Below are 18,914 nucleotides of genomic sequence, written 5' to 3' on the forward strand. Positions count from 1 at the left end.
GACGCCGTCGAAAGCCTCGAAAATTCCCTCAATAATACGCCGTTCGATGAAAATTCTGCCATAGAAATACTGAAAAATCTCATCCGCGGGGGCACAATTGAACTTGTGGGCGTAAGCCCCGAATCGATCGCCCGCGCGATCGCGACCGCGGTTCCGGTGGAATGATGAGAGAGACATGGCGTCTTATAGAGCACCCCGCGCTTCCGGGGGCATTCAATATGGGCGCGGATTACGCCCTCATGAAGGCCGTATCGCGCGGCGACAGCCCGCCGGTGCTGCGCCTGTACCGGTGGATAGTCCCGGCCGTCACGATAGGGTATTTCCAGGTCATAGACGAGGAGCTCGACGCGGAGGCGTGCGCATCGGACGGGGTTCCCATAATACGCAGGATAACCGGCGGGGGCGCCGTTCTCCACGAGTTCGAGATCACCTACAGCGTGTGCGTACCCCTGGCGCATCCGCTCGCATTCGGGACCGTCCTTGACAGCTACCGGGGACTTCTCGCTCCCGTGATAGAAGCCCTCGCGCGCGTGGGCGTTACGGCCGAGTATCAGCCCGTGAACGATATCGTGACCAACGGCAAAAAAATCTCGGGGAGCGCGCAGACGCGCCGTGACGGGGTATTGCTGCAACACGGAACCCTGCTCCTGGACCTGGACGCCGCCAGGATGTTCAGGTACCTGAAAATCGCCCCGGAAAAACTCGCGGGAAAGGAGCCGGCCGGCGCGGCATCGCGCGTGACCTCCCTCAGGGAAATGATCGGTCCGCGTGCGGGGGGTGAGGCGTTTATCGGGGAGATGAATGCGGCGATAATCGGATCATTCCGGGATAAATGCTCGATCGAGTTTTCGGAATCAGTCCTTTCGCCCGCCGAGGAGGAGGATGCGCGCGGTGCGCGGGAGCGCCTTTTCGAAAATCCCGCGTGGAACCGCGACCGGGCGGTCAAGCCCTGACGCGTCAATCGAGGCCCCGCTCCTCGATCTTCTCGCGGATCGCCTGTACCTGCCGTTCGTTGTTGAGTATCTTGGTGAGCTTGCGCGCCGGATCGGACGACAGGTCTATCGGCACCGGATCCGTATAGTAACTCACGTGGAGCTGGCTTCCCTTCCTTTCGAATTTGCAGAACGCGTTGACGCGCGGCTTCATGAAGTCGTCGCGCCCGTAGCCCTTGATGAGGGCAAGCTCCTGCGTGCTGAGCTCGCATATGTCGTTCATCGTGTAGAACATCTGCGTGTGGTTGAGGATGGGGGATATCTTGTTGACGAACTCGGAGATGAGCTCGTAGTCGAAATGGGACTCGATCGCGTTCACGACCGCCTTGAGGGCGAACGCGGGCGCGACCTCGCTGCGGTAAGGCCGCTTCGACGTGAGGGCGTCGTAGATATCGCAGATAGAGACCATCTTGGGAAATTCGGGAAGCGTCTCATAGGGGAGCCCGTAATATCCTTCATGGTTGAACCGTTCGTGATGGAAGAGCACGCACTGGAGCACGATGGGGCTTATATGCTCCAGGCTTTTCAGCAGCTCGTAGCCGAGCTGGGGGTGGCGTTTCATCTTCTGAATCTCCGTGACGGTGAGCTTTCCCGGTTTCTTTAAAAGCTGCTGGTCCAGGCGCGTACAGCCCACGTCGTGCAGGTACGAGCCAAGGGTGATATACTTTATCTCGTCCCTGCTGTAGATGCCGCGCTTCTTCGCGAACATGCCCGCCAGCACGCCCACGTTCACCGAATGCGTGAAATGGTACTCGTCCGCCGATTTCAAATCCTTCATGAGATCTATGGCCTCGATCTCACGGGCGCTCAGGTCGTTGACGATTTCTTCGACCACGCGCTCCGTTTCGCGAAAGGCGATCCTGGATATCTTCTGGGTTTTCCCTATCTCTTCGACGAGCTCGCGGGATTTGTTGTAGGCGGCGCGCATATGATGGGCGGGGATGATCGCGCGCTCGCCGGTATCCGTGTAGTAGACATAATCACCGAAGCGCCTGCGAATATCCGCCAGGAGCTTCGCCGAGATCATCATCCTTGCATCGAGAATCTGGTCTCCCGACTCGGAGTGAATGGGGTAGATGAAACTGCTTTCGGGTGAGACATAATTCAGGTTGATCCTGATTCTGCGCACACTCATCGATCCTTCCTCTTTATATATATCGATGTGCAATCGAGGGTTACGACTCCTCGTAGGTTCAAGATACACCATTGCCCGTTCCCTGTCATGCAATTTTTTACATCTGCACGCGGGTTTCCTGTCCCAAGAAAAAGACTTGCGAAAAAGGAAATCGGATGGATACAAGTACACCTGTTCAGGTTAACGAATCGGGGGTAAGGGTGAGCTTCAAAGGATTTAGGATACTATTGCTGGTGATCGCGGCGCTTGCGGGCGCGGGTTCGTGCGGTTCTACCGCGGGGCGCGACAATCCCGGAACGATACTCATTCACCTGGGGGCGGAGCCCGGCCACCTCAATCCCATAACCTCGAACGAGGCGGTGGCCTCCGCGATCAACGAGCATATCTACGAGTCGCTCCTTGACAGGGATTATGATTCGCTCAAGATCGTCCCGCAACTCGCCGACTCTTGGACGATATCCGCGGACGGGCTTACGTACGTGTTTCGCCTCAAGCAGGGGGTTCTCTGGAGCGACGGGGTTGAGCTCACCGCCGACGATATCGTATATTCGTACAATGTCATTAAAGACCCGAAAACCGCATGTGCCCCCCTCAAGGTTTACTACATCGACGTTGAAAGCGTTCGCCGGCTTGACCGATATACCGTGGAGTTCAGGTATTCCCGCCAGTATTTCAGGGCGCTGGAAATCTGTGGCACCATTCCCATAGTCCCCCGGCACATCTTCGACGACGGGACGGATTTCAATGCGCATCCGGGCGGGCGACACCCGGTGGGAACGGGCCCGTATATTTTTGAAAAATGGGATACCGGCAAGCGCATTACACTCGCGCGGAACCCGCGTTTCCGCGACCGGGCGCCCGAGATCGACCGAATCGTCTACAAGATCGTGCAGGAGCCGAACGTCGCGCTCCAGATGCTCAAAAAGGGCGAGCTCGACCTTGTGTCGCTGCGCCCCATCCAGTGGGTGCGCCAGACAAATTCCGAAAAATTCGACCGGGGTTTTTACAAACTCGAATACTACACGCCCAATTACAGTTACATAGGCTGGAACGCGCGCCGCGAACCTTTTAACGACCGGCGTGTGCGTCGCGCGCTCACGCATATGGTCAACCGCGAGGGAATACTCGAGAAGCTGAATTTCGGCCTGGGCAAAATCGTGAGCGGGACGGCCTATATTAACAGCAGGGCATACGACGCCTCGATCAAGCCCTGGCCCTACGATCCGGCCCGCGCAAGGGAGCTATTGAAAGAGGCCGGGTGGTCCGATACCGACAACGACGGGATACTCGACAAGGACGGAAAAAAATTTTCGTTCAAGATCGCCATTTCTTCGGCCAGCAAGTTCGCCGAGAGGCTTTCCACCATACTCAAGGAAGACCTCATGAAAAACGGCATCGAGATGGATATCCTCCGGTTCGAATGGGCCGTGTTCGTGCAAAAGCTGGACGCGCGCGACTTCGACGCGGTCACCCTGGGCTGGTCGCTCGGATTCGAGGAGGACCCGTACCAGCTCTGGCATTCCTCGCAGATAACGCAGGGCTCCAATCACTGCGGTTTCTCCAACCCCGAGGCCGACGCGCTCATCGAGAGATTCCGTGTCGAGTACGATGAAGAGGCGCGGATACGCATGCTCCACCGGCTGCATGCGATTCTGCACGAGGAGCAGCCGTATACGTTCCTGTTCTGCAATCCGAATCTCGTGACGGTGAGCAGGCGCTTCGACGGCGTCCGCGTGCACCCGAAGGGACTTAATCTCCACGAATGGAAGGTAAGGAAAACGCATGAGTAAATACCTGCTGAAGCGGCTCCTTCTCATACTGCCGACCTTCCTGGGGATCAGCCTGATAACCTATTCAATGGTCCGCCTGGCGCCGGGGGATTACACGAGCCTGCGCGCCGGGATGCAGGGCGAGCTCAAGACGACCGCCGCGGCGAAGCAGGCCATGGAAGAGGAGCGCCGGCTGTACGGACTTGACAAGCCCATTATCACCGGGTATTTCGAGTGGCTGGGGAGAATGGTGGTGCTCGATTTCGGAACCTCGCGAAAGGACGGCCGTCCCGTGAGCGCCCGCATCGCCGAATCGCTCCCGATTACTCTCGCGCTCAACATCATCAGCATGGTGCTCGTCTATATCATATCCATCCCGGCGGGGATCGTATCGGCGCTCAAGAAGGATTCGCTCTATGACCGCGTTTCGAGCGTCGCGCTCTTCGTGCTCTATTCTCTCCCCAGCTTCTGGGTGGGACTACTGCTTCTCATGGTGCTCAGCGGGGGCGAGTTCCTCAACCTGTTTCCGCTCGGCGGCATCGTGTCCGACGGCGCGGCGGATTATCCCTGGTACCGGTATCTCGGCGACGTGACGTGGCACCTCGTCCTTCCCGTCGTGACGCTCACCTACGGGGGATTCGCCTTCCTTGCGCGCTACATGCGCGCAAACCTGCTCGAGGTGATCAGCCAGCAATATATCGTGACGGCGCGCGCGAAGGGCCTGGGCCGCTCCAGGGTAGTCTTCATTCACGCGTTCCGGAATTCGCTCGTCCCGCTCGTCACCCTTATGGCGAGCATACTACCCGGCCTGCTGGGGGGAAGCGTGATCGTGGAATCGATTTTTTCGATCCCCGGGATGGGGCTCCTCGCGTTCGAGGCGATACTGTCCAGGGACATTCCCGTGATCATGGCGATCGCGTCGATATCGGCGATGCTCACGCTTATGGGGATTCTTGTCGCGGACATCATGTACAGCGTGGTCGATCCGCGCATACGGCTGGAGGCGAAGGCATGAGCGCGTACCGCGGATACTGGCGTAATGTCTGGCATCAGTTCAGGAGGAACAGGCTCGCCCTGGCGGGATTATGCGTGGTGGGCATTCTCCTTTCGATCGCGCTCCTCGCCCCGCTTATCGCGAACGATAAGCCCTATGTCTTCGTGGGCGAATCCAGGGTGTTTTTCCCCCTGTTCTTCAACTACCCCGAGCTTCGCGACGTCGATCTCAGGAACCCTGCGGTGAAGGGCTTCAAGCTCTTCCCGCCCATACCGTATTCGTATTCGGAATATGATCTCGATTCGATCGTCACCGGTCCCGGCGGGGCGCACTGGCTGGGTACCGACGAACAGGGCAGGGACCTGGCGGCGCGCATGGTCCACGGGGCACGGGTTTCCATGATGGTGGGACTTATCGCGGTGATCATATACGTGAGCATAGGCATGGCGATCGGTGCGATCGCCGGCTATTACGGGGGCGCGGTGGATATCGTGATCTCCCGGGTAATCGAGATAGTGATTTGTTTCCCCACCTTTTTCCTTATACTTACCATGCTCGCCTTGGTGGGACCCAGCCTCGTGAACGTGATGGTGATCATAGGCATAACCGGCTGGACCGGGATCGCGCGGATCGTCCGCGGCGAATTCCTGAAGCTGCGTGAGATGGAATACGTACAGGCCTCGCGTTCGCTCGGCGTCAGGGACGCGGTGATCATCTTCAGGCACATGCTTCCCAACAGTCTCGCCCCCGTGCTCGTCTCCGCGACATTCGGGGTCGCGTCTACCATTCTCATAGAATCGTCGCTCAGCTTCCTGGGGTTTGGCGTCCAGCCCCCCACCCCGAGCTGGGGGGATATCCTCTCCCAATCGCGCGACTTCATGGACTTCGCGTGGTGGTTGACACTTATTCCGGGCTCCTTTATCTTCATTACCATCACCGCCTACAATCTGGTGGGGGAGGGCTTCCAGGATGCCATTAATCCCCGTGCGCTCAAGGTCAACGAGTAGCATCTCGTCCCGCGTCAGGATGCTTGTAGCTCCCGCCGTGCTGGCTGCGGTGCTGTCCTGTGCGACCGCCGCGACGACGGGACAACGGATTCAGGATGCGCTGCCGCGCGAATCGGACCTCCCGGGATGGAAACTCCGGGATGCACCGCGCAGCTTTCAGGGGACCGATATATCCCTCCTGGGCCCCGAAAAAGCGGCCCTCGCGGCGCGTTTCCGCCTGGAGGCGGCCGCGCGCATGTCCTTCGTGTGGTACTCCGATCCGGGAAGGGAACTGTCCCTGGAGTTGTACGAGGCGCCCTCCGCCCTCGATGCGTTCGGTCTCATGGGCAGGCTCGACCCGATTCATGAACCGGAAGGCATAACCGTCGCGAACGCGGACGATGCCTGCTGTACGGACCGCGTTCTTCGATTCAGAAAGGGAAGGTTCTGCGGGATCGTTTCGGTCGGCACGGGATCCCGTGAGGCAAGAAAAGATATGCTCGCATGCGCGGAATCGGTCTGCGCGGCACTCATGTCCACGGGGGAACGGCTCCCTTCCGACGTCGATACCTTTGGCGGCGAATCGGACAGATTCCGGGTGAGCTATTACCCGGAGGGACTGGGCTTTATTCCCTCCTCGGGCGCTTTTTTCATGCGGCGGCGCATCAAGGACGGATTGGCGATATCGGTCATCTACGCGCGAAAGGACTCCCCCGGGCAGGCGCTCAGGGAATTCACGGGGGCACTGGCGGGAAGCGGGGCACTGGAGCTTCGAGACGCGGGAACCCGGCGCATCGCCCAGAAGCGCCTGGAAGGCGGCGGCGTTTTGATGATCACGATCGAGCGCGAGTGGATTTTCGGGGTGACGGACGCTCCGGACGAACGCGTCGCCGCGGCGACAATCGAGAAACTGAGGGAAGAACTGCCGCCGGTCCCGGCCGGCACCGGGTGATTCAATGTATTACCTGATAGGCGATATTCACGGCTGCCTGGAGAAGCTCGATTCCCTTTACACGCGCATAGACGAAAAAATGAACCGGGACGACACCCTCGTGTTCCTGGGCGATTACATCGACAGGGGAGCCGAGTCGTTCGAGGTGATCGAATACCTGCGCGGTCTCTCGGATCGGAGAAATTGCGTTTTCCTGAAAGGCAACCATGAAGGCCTCTTCCTGGATTACGCCGAGCGCGGGCTCAATTCCAACATATACCGGATGAACGGCGGGGACAGCACCATCAGGAGCTACCGTAAGCACCGGGGCGGCCTGTTTGAAGTACCCGCCGGTCACCTGGACTTTTTCAATTCATTGCGGCTATTTTTCGAGGGGGAAAATTTCATTGCGGTTCACGCGGGCCTCAATCCGAAAATATACAGTATAGAGGCGCAATCCGCCCATGACCTGACATGGATCAGGGAGGATTTTTTCCGGTCGAATCGACGGTGGGAAAAAACGGTTATATTCGGACATACGCCTACCATCTACCTTACCGGTTCGTACCGGAAGATATATCGTGATCGCGAGCACAATATTATCGGGATCGATACAGGCGCGGTGTACGGGGGCGTATTGAGCTGCCTCCGCTGGCCCGATGGTGCGGAGTTTCACTCATGAACGGGTACTTCCCGGCTGTCGAAATAAGAAGCGCATGCGTGCGCGCAAACAGGTTATGAATAGAAGAAAAATATGGTATTTCGGTCTTTTCATCATCCTCGCCGCGGCGTTGATAACGGCCGCGGAGATCGGGTGGGCGTCCCTGGAAATCAAGGGCCGAATCGAGTCGAAGAGAAAGGACTCCCTCGTCACCATCCTCTTCGAGAACGAGCCGGGGGAAGCACGGTACATTTTAATTGAAAATGGGGAGCCGATAGGCTCGGTCGACATCATCAAATCCGGACGCGAAACATGCGGGCTCGCCCAGTGCTTCAGGGCCCTGGGACGGTACAGGTTGAACGAAGGGTATGACGATTCCCTCGTTCGATCCGGGATGACGGTCGGAACGGAAGTGCCGGTAAAAATTATACCGACCCCGCAGCCCGAGAAGCTGGCCGGGAACCCGGTCGTGTTTCGCAAGGAGATTATCTCGGCCGGGGATTCCAGGGAAATGGTGCTCGTCCCGGCCGGAAGGTTCGTGTTCGGCGCACAAGACGGCGACGCCGATGAATCTCCCGAGCAGGTCCTGGACATTCCGGCCTTCTACATCGACCGGTTCGAAGTATCGAACGAGGAATATCTTGCGTATAGTACAGCGGAGAAGACGTCGCCCCCGCGGGCCTGGGGCGGGAAAGTGATTCCCCCCGGTGAGGAGCGCCTGCCTGTTATCGTGACCTATACGGAAGCCGAAGCCTACGCGCACTGGGCGGGGAAGCGTCTTCCCACGGAAGAGGAATGGGAGAAGGCGGCCCGCGGCCAGGGACTCGATCCCTTCAAAGCCGGAGACCGCTTCGAGTACAGGAAGAAGCCGATCCGCTTTCCCTGGGGAAACCGCTTCAAGCCCGGTGTCGCCAATTGTGCAGAGTCGTTAAGCGGTGGATCCGCCGGGGATGGTGAAAAAGCCGGACAGGCGCGCGGCCTGGTGCCTGTCACGGACCTGGACGGCGAGGGTAATTCCCCCTACGGGATTGTAAATATGGCGGGCAACGCCCCGGAATGGACATCGAGCTGGTACCGCGCCTATATGGGTTCCAGGAATACCAACAGGCTTTTCGGCACCCAGGTTAAGGTCCTCCGGGGGGGTGCGTGGTATTCAAAAGCGGAAGAAATCAGGGTCACCCGGCGCCAGGTGGGAGGTATCCCCAACCTCCGCGAAGACGCGATCGGGGGAATCCGGTGCGTGAAAATCCCCGATGTCGTTGACGCAGAGGGCTCCCGCACGGGACGATAATTTTTGTGGTTGAATTTACATACCAGTCTGCTAGCCTAGCCGCGAATAGTAGCGGCCCGACGACTCTTCGAACGGAAAAGGGTATGCCATGAGGTTCTTTTATTTTCTCGCCCGCAAAATCAATTACACATTCGCCCTGGTCTTCATCACGGTAATGGGCGGCTGGATAAGCGGCCTCTTTGGCTATTTTATCGGAACCGCGTTCATCGTATCACAGGACAGTCCCCTTATCGGCTATATTGCACGCTGGCTTCCCTGGGCGGTGGGTATTGTCGCGTTTCACCATTATTTCGAATTCGGCATGTTGACGGGAATCAGGATTCCCGCCTTTTATAAATCGCTCCGTTCGATTAACCGCAATATTTCCGGAAACGAGCTGAACCCGGCAATTCCCGACGATGAGCTTCGGAAACTTTATGTCTATGTATCGGAACTGCCCCTCTATAACATGATCGCCGGGGTGTATCATGCCATGCTCGCGGGCGTGTTCGTGGCCGTTTTCGTCTATATCGAAATGCAGATGACCGGGACATTCGATGCCGGGGAATTCCGGCACCTTATCAAGGCCACCGGGGTCGCCATGATGGTGCTCTGGATATTATACGGGATGTCGACCTACCTTCTCACCGAAATCCTGACCGGGAGGGAGAGGGCGACCTGCTATAACGAGCTGAGAAGGCGCGGTATCATTGTAAATCCGCGCATGTTAATCGGGATTAATTTTAAATTCAGCTTCTTCGTTATCCTCATGGTGCTCACCCTCATCACCTTTGCGGCCCTCATCCAGAAGGGCATGTATTTCCGGGAAATCGACGTTACCACGATGGTCGCGTATTTCCTGGCATCGGTGCTGACCGCCATCCTGCTCATGATGGTGAATACGAATTCCATGCTGCGCGTTCTCAACGACATGAAACAATTCTCGATCGCCGTCGCAGGGGGCGCGCAGCATAAATTCGAGGTCCTCTCGCTCGACCGGGAATTCTCGGTCATCGAGTTCGGGCTCATGGAAATGGCGCGGGAGATCGAGGAGCACCGCAAAAACATGGAAACGAAGGTCGAGCAGCGCACCATGGAGCTCCAGAGCGCGCTCTCGGACCTGAAGGAAAGGGACGATCTTATCCAGAAGCAGCTCGATATCGCGGGCACGATACAGCGCGGCATTCTCCCCGGAAAAATAGACGACTGGAACGAAATGAAATTTTCGGTGCGCTACATCGCCATGGAGAAGATAGGCGGCGATTTCTACGACGTGTTCCAGCTCAAGGGAAACAAGCTCGGATTGCTCATCGCGGACGTGTCGGGGCACGGTATACCCGCCGCCCTCGTGACCACGATGGCGAAAATCGCGTTCGGTAACGCATGCGCGAAGTACGATTCCCCCCGGCGTATTTTTCAGGACGTAAACCAGAGCCTTATCGACCACGTGAAAACACAGGATTACCTGACGTGCTTTTTCCTCGCCTTCGACGAGGAATATAATCTGTCGTATTCCAACGCGAGCCATCAGAAGGCCATACTGCTGAGGAGGGACGAGGGAAAAATCGAGCTTCTCGACACCAACGGATTGTTCATCGGGGCCATCGAAGAAGCGCGGGACACCTATGAGGAAAAGTCGGCCAGGCTCAATTACAATGACCGGATAATACTCTATACCGACGGCATCAGCGAAGCGGTCGACGAGCAGCGCCGCGAATACTCGGTCGAGCGGCTCACCGAGGCGATACGCAAGTTCAAGCATCTTACCCTCGAAGACTTTACGAGCGCGATTATAGACGACGTACAGCGCTATATCGGCAACACCCAGGTTGAGGACGACATCACCCTGATGGTCGTCGAGCTCGCCCGTGACGAGGCCATCGACATCATTAAAAGCTCCAAAAGCCTCGTGAATGAGGGAAAGTATTACGAGGCGATCGATTACCTGGAACGGGGACTCCGCCTTTATCCCAAGAACAGGAAGCTCATATACAATCTCGCGAAAACCTATTTCCGTATAAACAATTTCGGGAAGGCCGTGGAGAGCATCAACGAGTACCTGCAGCACGACACGAGAAACAAGTACGCGTATTACATCGCGGGGGCCGCGCATTACCAGATGCTGGATTACCTGAAGGCCATTGAAATGCTCGAGGAAGCGCTGCGGATAGACCAGAATTTCGTGAATGCACTGTACGCGCAGGGAATGGCGTACAAGAAGCAGGGGGCGAAAATCGACGCCATCCGCTGCTTCGAGCGCGTCGTGAACCTGGACGCGGAAAACCGGCTGGCGGAATTCGAGCTGTCGGAATTACGAAAAGCCGGCTAGCTCCTTTTCCATGGTGACGAGAAAGTCATTCAGATAGGCGTCGATATCGGATATTTTATTTTCCTCGACGCGAAAGCCTATGGCCCCTTCATGCCCGCCGCCGTTGGGGATTTCGAATATCTTGAGAACGTCCCTGAGATCAAAACTCTTAAATGCGCGGCTCCTTCTCATCCTGAACTGGACAAGGCCGTGACCCTGGTCGTAATAACACAGCAGGCTCAGCTTTCCGCTTTCCTCCGCAAGGGTGTCCGCGATCGCCCTCGTTACGGTGATTATGGTTTCGCCATCGTACAGGGATGAGAGTTTTTTCATGTCACCCTTGCGAAGAAGCACGTACCCGATGGAATCGGCAATCTGCTTTTTTTCATAAATGAACCTGTAGCAGCGCTCCTCGTCCTCGGAGAGATGCTGCAGCTCCTTGAACACCTGGCCGATATCGGTGAAATTCGTCTCCTTGACCGTCGTCCGCTGAAGTATCGAATTATACATATCCGAAAAGATATTGTAAAAGTGGTGTTCGCGCTTTGATTTCAGAAATTTGCCCATCTGGGTATCGCCCACAATTCCCGTTAGAATAGCGAGCACCAGATTGCGCGAAAACGGATCGGAGATGAGGTATTCGTTGAGGAGTTCCTTCCTGGTCCGGAGCTTGAGGGCGATGTAGCCGACCAGCTCGCTTGCGGACGAGGCGTCGGTGACCAGAGAGTATTCAGGATCGCCGATATAGTCGCTGTCGCCCCCGAGGTGGTGGTCGATCTCTATCTTGACTATTTTCTTGTCGGCGAACATGGCCGAAATTTTCCGGTTGATATTCAACATGGTCTTTTTAGGCGTATCGCAGATGATGATTACATCGACCGCGTTCCTGATGGCCTGCTTTTCATTGATGATCCGGATCGAGTTATACTTGCAGATGTTGAGCAGGTAGGAAAGGTTGGCCGGCATCGATCCGCCAAGGTAAATCATGGGCGTCTTGTCGAACTTGGTCAGCAGGATCGCAAACGCGACCATGGATGCGATGCAGTCCTCGTCGGGTGTCTTGTGCCCGCAAATGAGGAAGTGGTCTTTCTCGACGATCGTACGGATGATATTGTCGATGATCCTGTTCTTCTGATGAATGGTCCCGATTTTATGTTTTGCCATTTTGCCGTGGTCGCACTTACAAGATTAACTCTCCCTGAAGAGAGAATAGACGAAAGTTTGGCGGATCGAATCTAAAAAATCAAATATTATTTAAATAATGGGGGATAAACCCGGCCCGCCTTTCAGACCAGAAAGGGCTCGATTTTATTCGCAATTTCACCCTTCCTTACCCAGAGTCGCATGACGAAGGCGCTTTTCCCGGCGGAGTCGGTAATGGTCTCCACTTCCTCGATGTACGCGATCGACGAGAGTGAAAACTCGTACATTACCGAACGTGATCCGAACGGCTCTGCCACCAGCACCACCTTCGTCTTGTCGGTCGGGTGCTTTCGAGGCGTACCGGTAAAGGACATGTGGGTCTTCTTGAAATTAAGACCCTGGTGCTGTTGTATGTCGAATTTGCCGGAAGATTCCAGCAGATTCTGAATGTATGTCCTCTCTTCCATGAATTCCTGCCAATCCTCACCTGTCGCAACTACGACGCCCCATAATATTACTTGACGGACTTCAGGGGCATCACTATAGATACGTCGTACTACTATCAAACTGCATGATAAAAAGAAAAAAGTCAATAATAATATACGGCTTGGCGGCGATTGGCGGCCCTGTCGCGTTGCTGCTCATTTTCCGAGCGGTCCTGTTTTTTGCGGTTCCGGAAAAAACCCTGAAGGAGTCCGTTACCGTATTCTTTAAGGACAATTTCAACCGGGCGGTAAAATTCGACGACATTTCGTTCAGCACGTTCGGTAACGTCGCCATATCGAAGCTCAGTGTTTCGGTATCGAGCGATTTTAACGACAACCAGCACATCTTGCGCGCCGATAAAACCATCGTGCACCTGTCGCTGTTCAGGCTGCTCAGGGGAAGCCTCCTGGTCAGGAAGATCGAATTTAACGGCGCCGAGATCGCTATTGCCAAAAAACTGGGCCTCAGCTATGCGGAATTTTTCAGCGAGACGATCAGGGATGCCAGGCCGCCCGCCGAGATGATGCACGCCGATCCCGGAGCGTTCGATATCGAACTGAACGATACAACGGTAACGTACGCCGAGGGCATCAACGACAAGAGATTATCGGTCGAAATGACCGACGTGAGGGGTGGACTGAGTCTGACGGATGGACGCGCAGATTATGAAATTCGCGGAAAAGTCATGCCCGGTAAAACCAGGGACATTTCCCCGGGAAAATTTACTGCGAAGGGAGAATTGAAGCTGGACGGAAAATCCGGCATTACGGGCACGAAGAATTCAATTGAACTCGACAATGTGGACCTCTCGCACCTGAACGTGCACTCTTCCGAGGAGTGGGAATCGAACCTTGCGTATTTTGGAGGGTTTTCAGCCGAGCTCAAGGTGGGAACGCTCGCGAACGAGACCGGAATTCAGGGCAGCATGCGGTTCAACAACCTGAATATATTGCAGGGGGAAGGCGAAGGCGCGCACTCGGTGGTGGCGAACGAAAATCTCAATATCGATTTGACCGCGGATATATTGGATGATTTCGACAAGATCGTGTTCCGGGACCTGAGAATTTACGATGATAACCTTAAACTTTCCGTAACCGGGGCGCTCGCATCAGGTGAATTGGAACGCTATATAGATCTCTCGTTTTCGACAAACCAGATAAAACTATCCGAGCTTTCTCTGGTCTTTTCTCCGCTGCGCGGCGTGTCATACGGCGGTACGGCTTCGGCACAGGGAAAAGTATTTTTAGATCTGTCGGGGAAAAAGACCTCATCGATCAATGTAACGGGAAAAGTCGAATCGCTTTCTCTCTGGCGCGGTACACCCCGGGCGAAATCGTATATAATTAAAAACGCGGATGCGACGCTCGTATGCACGGATGACGCCATCGAGTTCAATTCCATGACGGACCGCGGAGGGGCGGATCTTTCCTGTTCAGTGAAATCCGTCGTATCTTCATGGCGGCCGTTCCGCTCCAGGACCGGGGTAGAGGTAAAAGGACGTTCCGCTATGGCCGGCGACGCATGGTTTCTCATTTCCCGAATGTCGGAGTGGGCGATAAAAAGCGCGTTCGAAGACAAGCTCAGGGGATTCGAGGAGATACTGTTCCGCAAAAGGCCCGCGGGTATTTTCGCAAATAATAATTCCATTTCAATTGAGTGCGCCATCGACAGGCTTTCGTTCGGCGAATCCGCCGCCGCGCTGACGGGCTTTAAAACGGCGGTGCGGCTCGATCGCGGCGTGGTTCAGATGGACTCATTTGCCCTCTCGGGTTACGGCGGGACTTATACGATGGAGCTGCAAAGCTTTCTCAACGGCGATTACGCGAATATCAAACTGAAGGGCGGGGTTGAAAAATTCGATGTAGGCCGGTTTTACAAGGATATGAAAGCACCGGGGCGCGCGAAAGGCGAATGCGCCATCCGCTTCGATTACGAGGCAAGCGGGTATCGCATGGCGCACCTGGTGGAAACGGGCAAAGGCGACATCACCATACGACTGGCGGATGGCGATTTTAAGGAAACCTCGCTGCAAAGAAAGCTTGCAGAATTTCTGTCGGGGAATAACTTTCCCGGGATCACCCCGGAGGATATTCAGGTAGAGAAGGCGACCATCACGCTTGCCCAGAAAAGCGACTCCTTTTTCCTGCGCAACCTCACTATCGAAAGCGACAGGCTGAACTTCCGCGCATTCGGGCCGTACAGTTTTTACTTTGGATTTCAGCTTCCCATCGCGCTCATGTTCACATCCCCGGCTACGGAACCGGGCTCGCCCCCGCGGATCATGCATGTCCCCGTCGTGCTCCGGGGACATGCACTGGACCCGTTAATTGCCATTCAGAAAGGCGCCGATGCCGCCGAATTCCACCTACTTGATGTCGACTAGTTGGTAGATCTTCACGGGTAACTGTTTTCCCTTAACCCGTATTAGATCCAGCTCGCGCGTAATCACCTGGTCCTTTACGTATTCATACGTGTATTCGCTGATGATGATATCGGTGCTGTAAACCTTGTTGGTTCCCTCGAGACGCGCCCCGAGGTTGACATTGTCGCCCATGAGCGTGTAGTCCATGCGCGACGAGGATCCCATGTTGCCCACGACCATGTCCCCGGTGTTCAGGCCGATGCCTATATGAAGCTCGGGTTTTCCCATATGGGTCCACGCAATGTTCAACTCACGAAGCTTGCTCATCATTTCCACAGCGCACTTGCTGGCGAGAATCGCGTGGTCATCTTGAGGAATGGGCGCGCCCCAGAACGCCATGATTTCGTCGCCCACGTATTTGTCGAGCGTGCCGTCGTACTTGAACACGAGCTCGGTCATCGCCTCGAGGTATTCGTTAAGGTGTTCGACAAGGGCTTCCGGTGAAAGCTTTTCGGAGATGGAGGTGAATCCGCGGATGTCGGAGAAGAGCACGGTGAGGATTTTCTTTTCGCCGCCAAGCTTGAGTTTTTCCGGATCTTGAAGAAGCTCGTCCACCACGGACTTGGATACGAACTTGGAAAATGTCTGCCGGATATATTTTTTCTCGCGCTGCTCGGTAAGGACCCTGTAGACGGTGATCACGGTAAACGTGGCACCCACCTGGATTATGGGGGTCGCGAAGGCGATGATGATATTGGCCTTGTCGAAGAGCAGGTACGCGGCCACGACGTACGCGACCGAAAGCAGAACGGTTACGATGAGCGACTTCACTATGGAAAACTTGGAGACGGTGAATCCCATGAGCAGCGAGATCACGAAGAGGAGCAAAAGGTTCTGGCCCTCCGAGAACTTCACGATGAAGTCCTGGTTGAGGATCGTGTTAAGCGCATTGGCGTGGTGCTCGATCCCGAACAGGTCGCCGTAGGGGGATTTGTGTATGTCGGTGGAGACCCCCGTTACCGAGTACGCGGCGACAAGCAGTATCTTGTTTTCCAGGGATTTCGATGTGTCCTTGCCGTCCTTCACGAAATAGTAGTAGGGAATATTGCTGAAGCTTCCCGGGCCGCCGATAAAATTGATGTCCATGAAGCCTTTATCGTCAATAGGGATGCGAATTTCCCGGGCATCATTGGGCTTCGCCATCCTGTCGGCAGGAAGATTTTTGAGCTTTACATAACTACCCATATTGATTTCGACATCCTTCGCATCAATGCCGAAATAGTGCATTACGAGTACGAGGTCGATGGACGGATAATACGCGTTGTTGAACTTGATGAGGAGCGGCAGTTTCCTGTTGATACTGTCCGAGTCCGGCCGGATGTTCGCATACCCGATCCCCTTCGCGGCGCTTGCGAGCTTGGGCGTGGGCGGAACGACTTCTTCAACCCACTTTTGCGTCTTGTCATTCGGGTCGACGGGAAATTTTACGCGGTTCAGTATCTCGATGCGCTCCTTGATATCGGAATACTTGACGTCTACATCCTCGGTTTCAAAGGGAAAGTCGAGGAAGGCGACCTTCGCCTCCTTGAGCGCGTCTGCGAGATCGTCCTCGTACTTTTTATGGTCGAGAAACATGATATCGAAGAATATGGCCCTGGGATTGCCGCTGCCGATAAACTTGGTGAATTTGGCGTGCATGTTCCACGGGTAAGGCCACATGATTCCCTGTTCCGTGAATTTCCGTATGGTATTCTCATCCAGGCCGACGATCATTATATCCTTGCGTGCGCGCGGATTGGGCTTGGTTATTTTGACGCCTTCCTGGAGTTTCTTTGATTTTTCGGAAGGGTCGCGCAGGAAGAAACGGAAATTGACGGAACCGTTTTCCAATCCGTCAAGAAGGTTCGATTGGGTGTAGATGGCGCCGAACACCAGGAATGTAAGCAATGAAACCGCAATACCGATCGCGTAATTCTTGTGCGTCTGCAGGAACTTTTTCATGGGTTCTCCCTCGAGTGAAGGAATTCAAGTCTAGGTTTCTGGAGTTTGTCGTCGCGCGGGCCAACTTTCAAGTACTTTATTAAATGGTTGACAAAAATTATTCCGGGAATAGGCCAATGTCCGTAATTAAAAAAATCAAAAATGCGAGACGCGCCTGCCGTGAATTACACGGCCGGCGTGCGGGCCCGGCGGCCCGCGAGGCGGCAAGGTGAACACCAAGGACATGATTGAAGGGATCGTACGCGAGGCGCTCGCCTGCGCGGAAAAGGACGGGGCCATTTCCTCCGGAGACACCCCCCCTATCAAGATCGAATATCCTAAGGAAGAAAAATTCGGGGATTACGCCACGCCGTTCGCCATGGAAGCGGCGCGCGTGTTCAGGCGCTCCCCGTTCGAAATAGGGTCGGTGATAGCGCGCTACATGCAGGGTTCGGACATGCTTGAACGCGTGGATGTCGTGAAGCCCGGTTTCATAAACATATTTCTTTCCAGCGCGTATCTGTATGGCGTTCTAAAGACCGTACTGTCCGCGCGGGACGACTATGGCAGAAACAGGAAGGAGAAGCCGCGCAGGGTGAACATCGAATTCGTATCGGCGAATCCGACGGGTCCGTTGAATATCGTATCGGCGCGCGCGGCGGCTATCGGGGATACCCTCGCCAACCTGCTCGAAGCAGCGGGGGACAACGTCGAGAAAGAGTTCTATGTAAATGACTTCGGGAACCAGGTCGACCTTCTGGGCTTATCGGTACTATGCCGTTACCGTGAGCTCGCCGGCGAAACCGTCAACTTTCCGGAGGACGGCTACCACGGCGCGTATGTGAAGGACATCGCCGCGTATATAAAGGATAATCTCGCCCAGGATGTCGACAGGCTTTCCGGCGAGGCCCAGAAAATCGACTTCATGGCCAGGAAGGCGATCGAGCTGAACGTGTCGGGACAGAAACGCGATCTCGCGCGGTTCAATGTCAATTTTGACGCCTGGTTCAGCGAGCGCTCGCTGCACGAGGCGGGCGAGGTCCCCCGTACAAAGGAAGAAATGGAGGCACGCGGGCTCCTTTACACGGAAGAAGGGAAATGCGTGTTCCGGTCCACCGATTTTGGGGACGACAAGGACCGTGTCGTGGTACGGGATGACGGCAGGCCGACCTACCTGCTCGCGGATATCACGTATCACCGGGATAAGATACGCCGCGGATACGACCTTATCATCGATATCTGGGGCCCGGATCATCACGGATACATCGCGCGCATGGCGGGGGCCATGAAGGCGTTCGGATACGGGGAAGGGTCGTTCAAGGTGCTCATTGCACAGCAGGTGAACCTGGTCATGGAGGGGGAGCTTGTGAAGATGTCAAAGCGGCTGGGGAAATTTTCCACGATGAGCGAGCTGCTCGACGAGATCGGCGTGGACGTCGCGCGGTATTTCTTCGTGATGCGCTCCACCGACAGCCACCTGGACTTCGATCTCGCGCTCGCGAAAAAGCAAAGCTCCGAAAACCCGGTGTTCTATTTACAATATGCGCATGCGCGAATCTGCTCGATTTTCCGGGAGGCCGAAAAGCGCGGCCTTGGTTACGCGCCCGAATCCATGGAAGGGGACCAGTTGAAAAATCCCGAGGCCGTCGCGCTCCTGAAGCTGCTTGCGCGTTTCCCCGAGGAGATCGCGGATGCGGCGAACACGTGCGAGCCCCACAGGATAACCAACCACCTCCTGAGACTTGCCCAGGGGTATCACCGGTTCTATACTGAACACCGCGTACTTGCCGACGACCCGGTGCAAAGAAACTCATTTCTGGCCCTGTGTGACGGCGTGCGCATCGTGCTTAAAAACGGTCTGCACCTGCTCGGGGTAACGGCGCCGGAACGGATGTAA

General features: G+C 55.7%; 14 protein-coding genes. 10 read left to right on the forward strand and 4 right to left on the reverse strand.

Annotated elements, in window-relative coordinates; translation table 11 throughout:
* The first annotated feature begins 161 nt into the window (after positions 1 to 161).
* Positions 162 to 953 (forward strand): lipoate--protein ligase family protein, encoded by a 792-nt coding sequence (locus EPN93_19055; GenBank protein TAL30704.1) that lies wholly within the window; start codon positions 162 to 164, stop codon positions 951 to 953.
* Positions 954 to 957: 4 nt separating this feature from the next.
* Here EPN93_19055 and EPN93_19060 read toward each other — a convergent pair whose 3' ends face one another.
* Positions 958 to 2,199, reverse strand: coding sequence for an HD domain-containing protein (locus EPN93_19060; protein ID TAL30705.1), 1,242 nt, complete (start codon positions 2,197 to 2,199; stop codon positions 958 to 960).
* An 83-nt stretch (positions 2,200 to 2,282) separates the two neighbouring features.
* Here EPN93_19060 and EPN93_19065 point away from each other — a divergent pair, with 83 nt between their 5' ends.
* From EPN93_19065 to EPN93_19095, 7 genes are all read left to right on the forward strand, one after another.
* Positions 2,283 to 3,917 (forward strand): hypothetical protein, encoded by a 1,635-nt coding sequence (locus EPN93_19065; protein ID TAL30706.1) that lies wholly within the window; start codon positions 2,283 to 2,285, stop codon positions 3,915 to 3,917.
* Positions 3,910 to 4,911, forward strand: coding sequence for an ABC transporter permease (locus tag EPN93_19070; GenBank protein ID TAL30707.1), 1,002 nt, complete (start codon positions 3,910 to 3,912; stop codon positions 4,909 to 4,911). The genes EPN93_19065 and EPN93_19070 overlap by 8 nt, the downstream gene beginning before the upstream one ends.
* On the forward strand, positions 4,908 to 5,897 hold the full coding sequence (locus EPN93_19075; GenBank protein TAL30708.1) for an ABC transporter permease: 990 nt from the start codon (positions 4,908 to 4,910) through the stop codon (positions 5,895 to 5,897). The genes EPN93_19070 and EPN93_19075 overlap by 4 nt, the downstream gene beginning before the upstream one ends.
* Positions 5,898 to 5,916: 19 nt before the next feature.
* Positions 5,917 to 6,828: a hypothetical protein gene (locus tag EPN93_19080; protein TAL30709.1), complete on the forward strand. Its 912-nt coding sequence runs from the start codon at positions 5,917 to 5,919 to the stop codon at positions 6,826 to 6,828.
* Positions 6,829 to 6,832: 4 nt separating this feature from the next.
* The gene (locus tag EPN93_19085) at positions 6,833 to 7,489 is read left to right on the forward strand and encodes a serine/threonine protein phosphatase (GenBank protein ID TAL30710.1); all 657 of its coding nucleotides are present in this window, start codon (positions 6,833 to 6,835) and stop codon (positions 7,487 to 7,489) included.
* A complete protein-coding gene (locus tag EPN93_19090) occupies positions 7,467 to 8,759 on the forward strand; it encodes a hypothetical protein (protein ID TAL30711.1) in 1,293 nt (430 codons plus the stop codon). The genes EPN93_19085 and EPN93_19090 overlap by 23 nt, the downstream gene beginning before the upstream one ends.
* An 88-nt stretch (positions 8,760 to 8,847) precedes the next feature.
* On the forward strand, positions 8,848 to 11,067 hold the full coding sequence (locus EPN93_19095) for a tetratricopeptide repeat protein (GenBank protein TAL30712.1): 2,220 nt from the start codon (positions 8,848 to 8,850) through the stop codon (positions 11,065 to 11,067).
* On the opposite strand, the gene EPN93_19100 is transcribed toward EPN93_19095, so the two are convergent.
* Both EPN93_19100 and EPN93_19105 read right to left on the reverse strand, forming a co-directional pair.
* Complete coding sequence (locus EPN93_19100) at positions 11,050 to 12,210, reverse strand: hypothetical protein (protein TAL30713.1); 1,161 nt, start codon at positions 12,208 to 12,210, stop codon at positions 11,050 to 11,052. The two genes, EPN93_19095 and EPN93_19100, sit on opposite strands and share 18 nt — an antisense overlap.
* Before the next feature lie 122 nt (positions 12,211 to 12,332).
* Positions 12,333 to 12,656, reverse strand: coding sequence for an inorganic pyrophosphatase Ppa (locus EPN93_19105; protein ID TAL30714.1), 324 nt, complete (start codon positions 12,654 to 12,656; stop codon positions 12,333 to 12,335).
* A 104-nt stretch (positions 12,657 to 12,760) separates the two neighbouring features.
* Between EPN93_19105 and EPN93_19110 the strand changes: the two genes are divergently transcribed.
* A complete protein-coding gene (locus EPN93_19110) occupies positions 12,761 to 15,058 on the forward strand; it encodes a hypothetical protein (protein TAL30715.1) in 2,298 nt (765 codons plus the stop codon).
* Here the strand turns inward: EPN93_19110 and EPN93_19115 are convergent.
* Positions 15,041 to 17,038: an adenylate/guanylate cyclase domain-containing protein gene (locus EPN93_19115; protein TAL30716.1), complete on the reverse strand. Its 1,998-nt coding sequence runs from the start codon at positions 17,036 to 17,038 to the stop codon at positions 15,041 to 15,043. The two genes, EPN93_19110 and EPN93_19115, sit on opposite strands and share 18 nt — an antisense overlap.
* Positions 17,039 to 17,246: 208 nt before the next feature.
* Between EPN93_19115 and EPN93_19120 the strand changes: the two genes are divergently transcribed.
* Entirely contained in the window at positions 17,247 to 18,914 is a 1,668-nt protein-coding gene (locus EPN93_19120; GenBank protein ID TAL30717.1) for an arginine--tRNA ligase, read from the forward strand.

The sequence above is a fragment of the Spirochaetota bacterium genome (assembly GCA_004297825.1).
Classification (GTDB): domain Bacteria; phylum Spirochaetota; class UBA4802; order UBA4802; family UBA5368; genus FW300-bin19.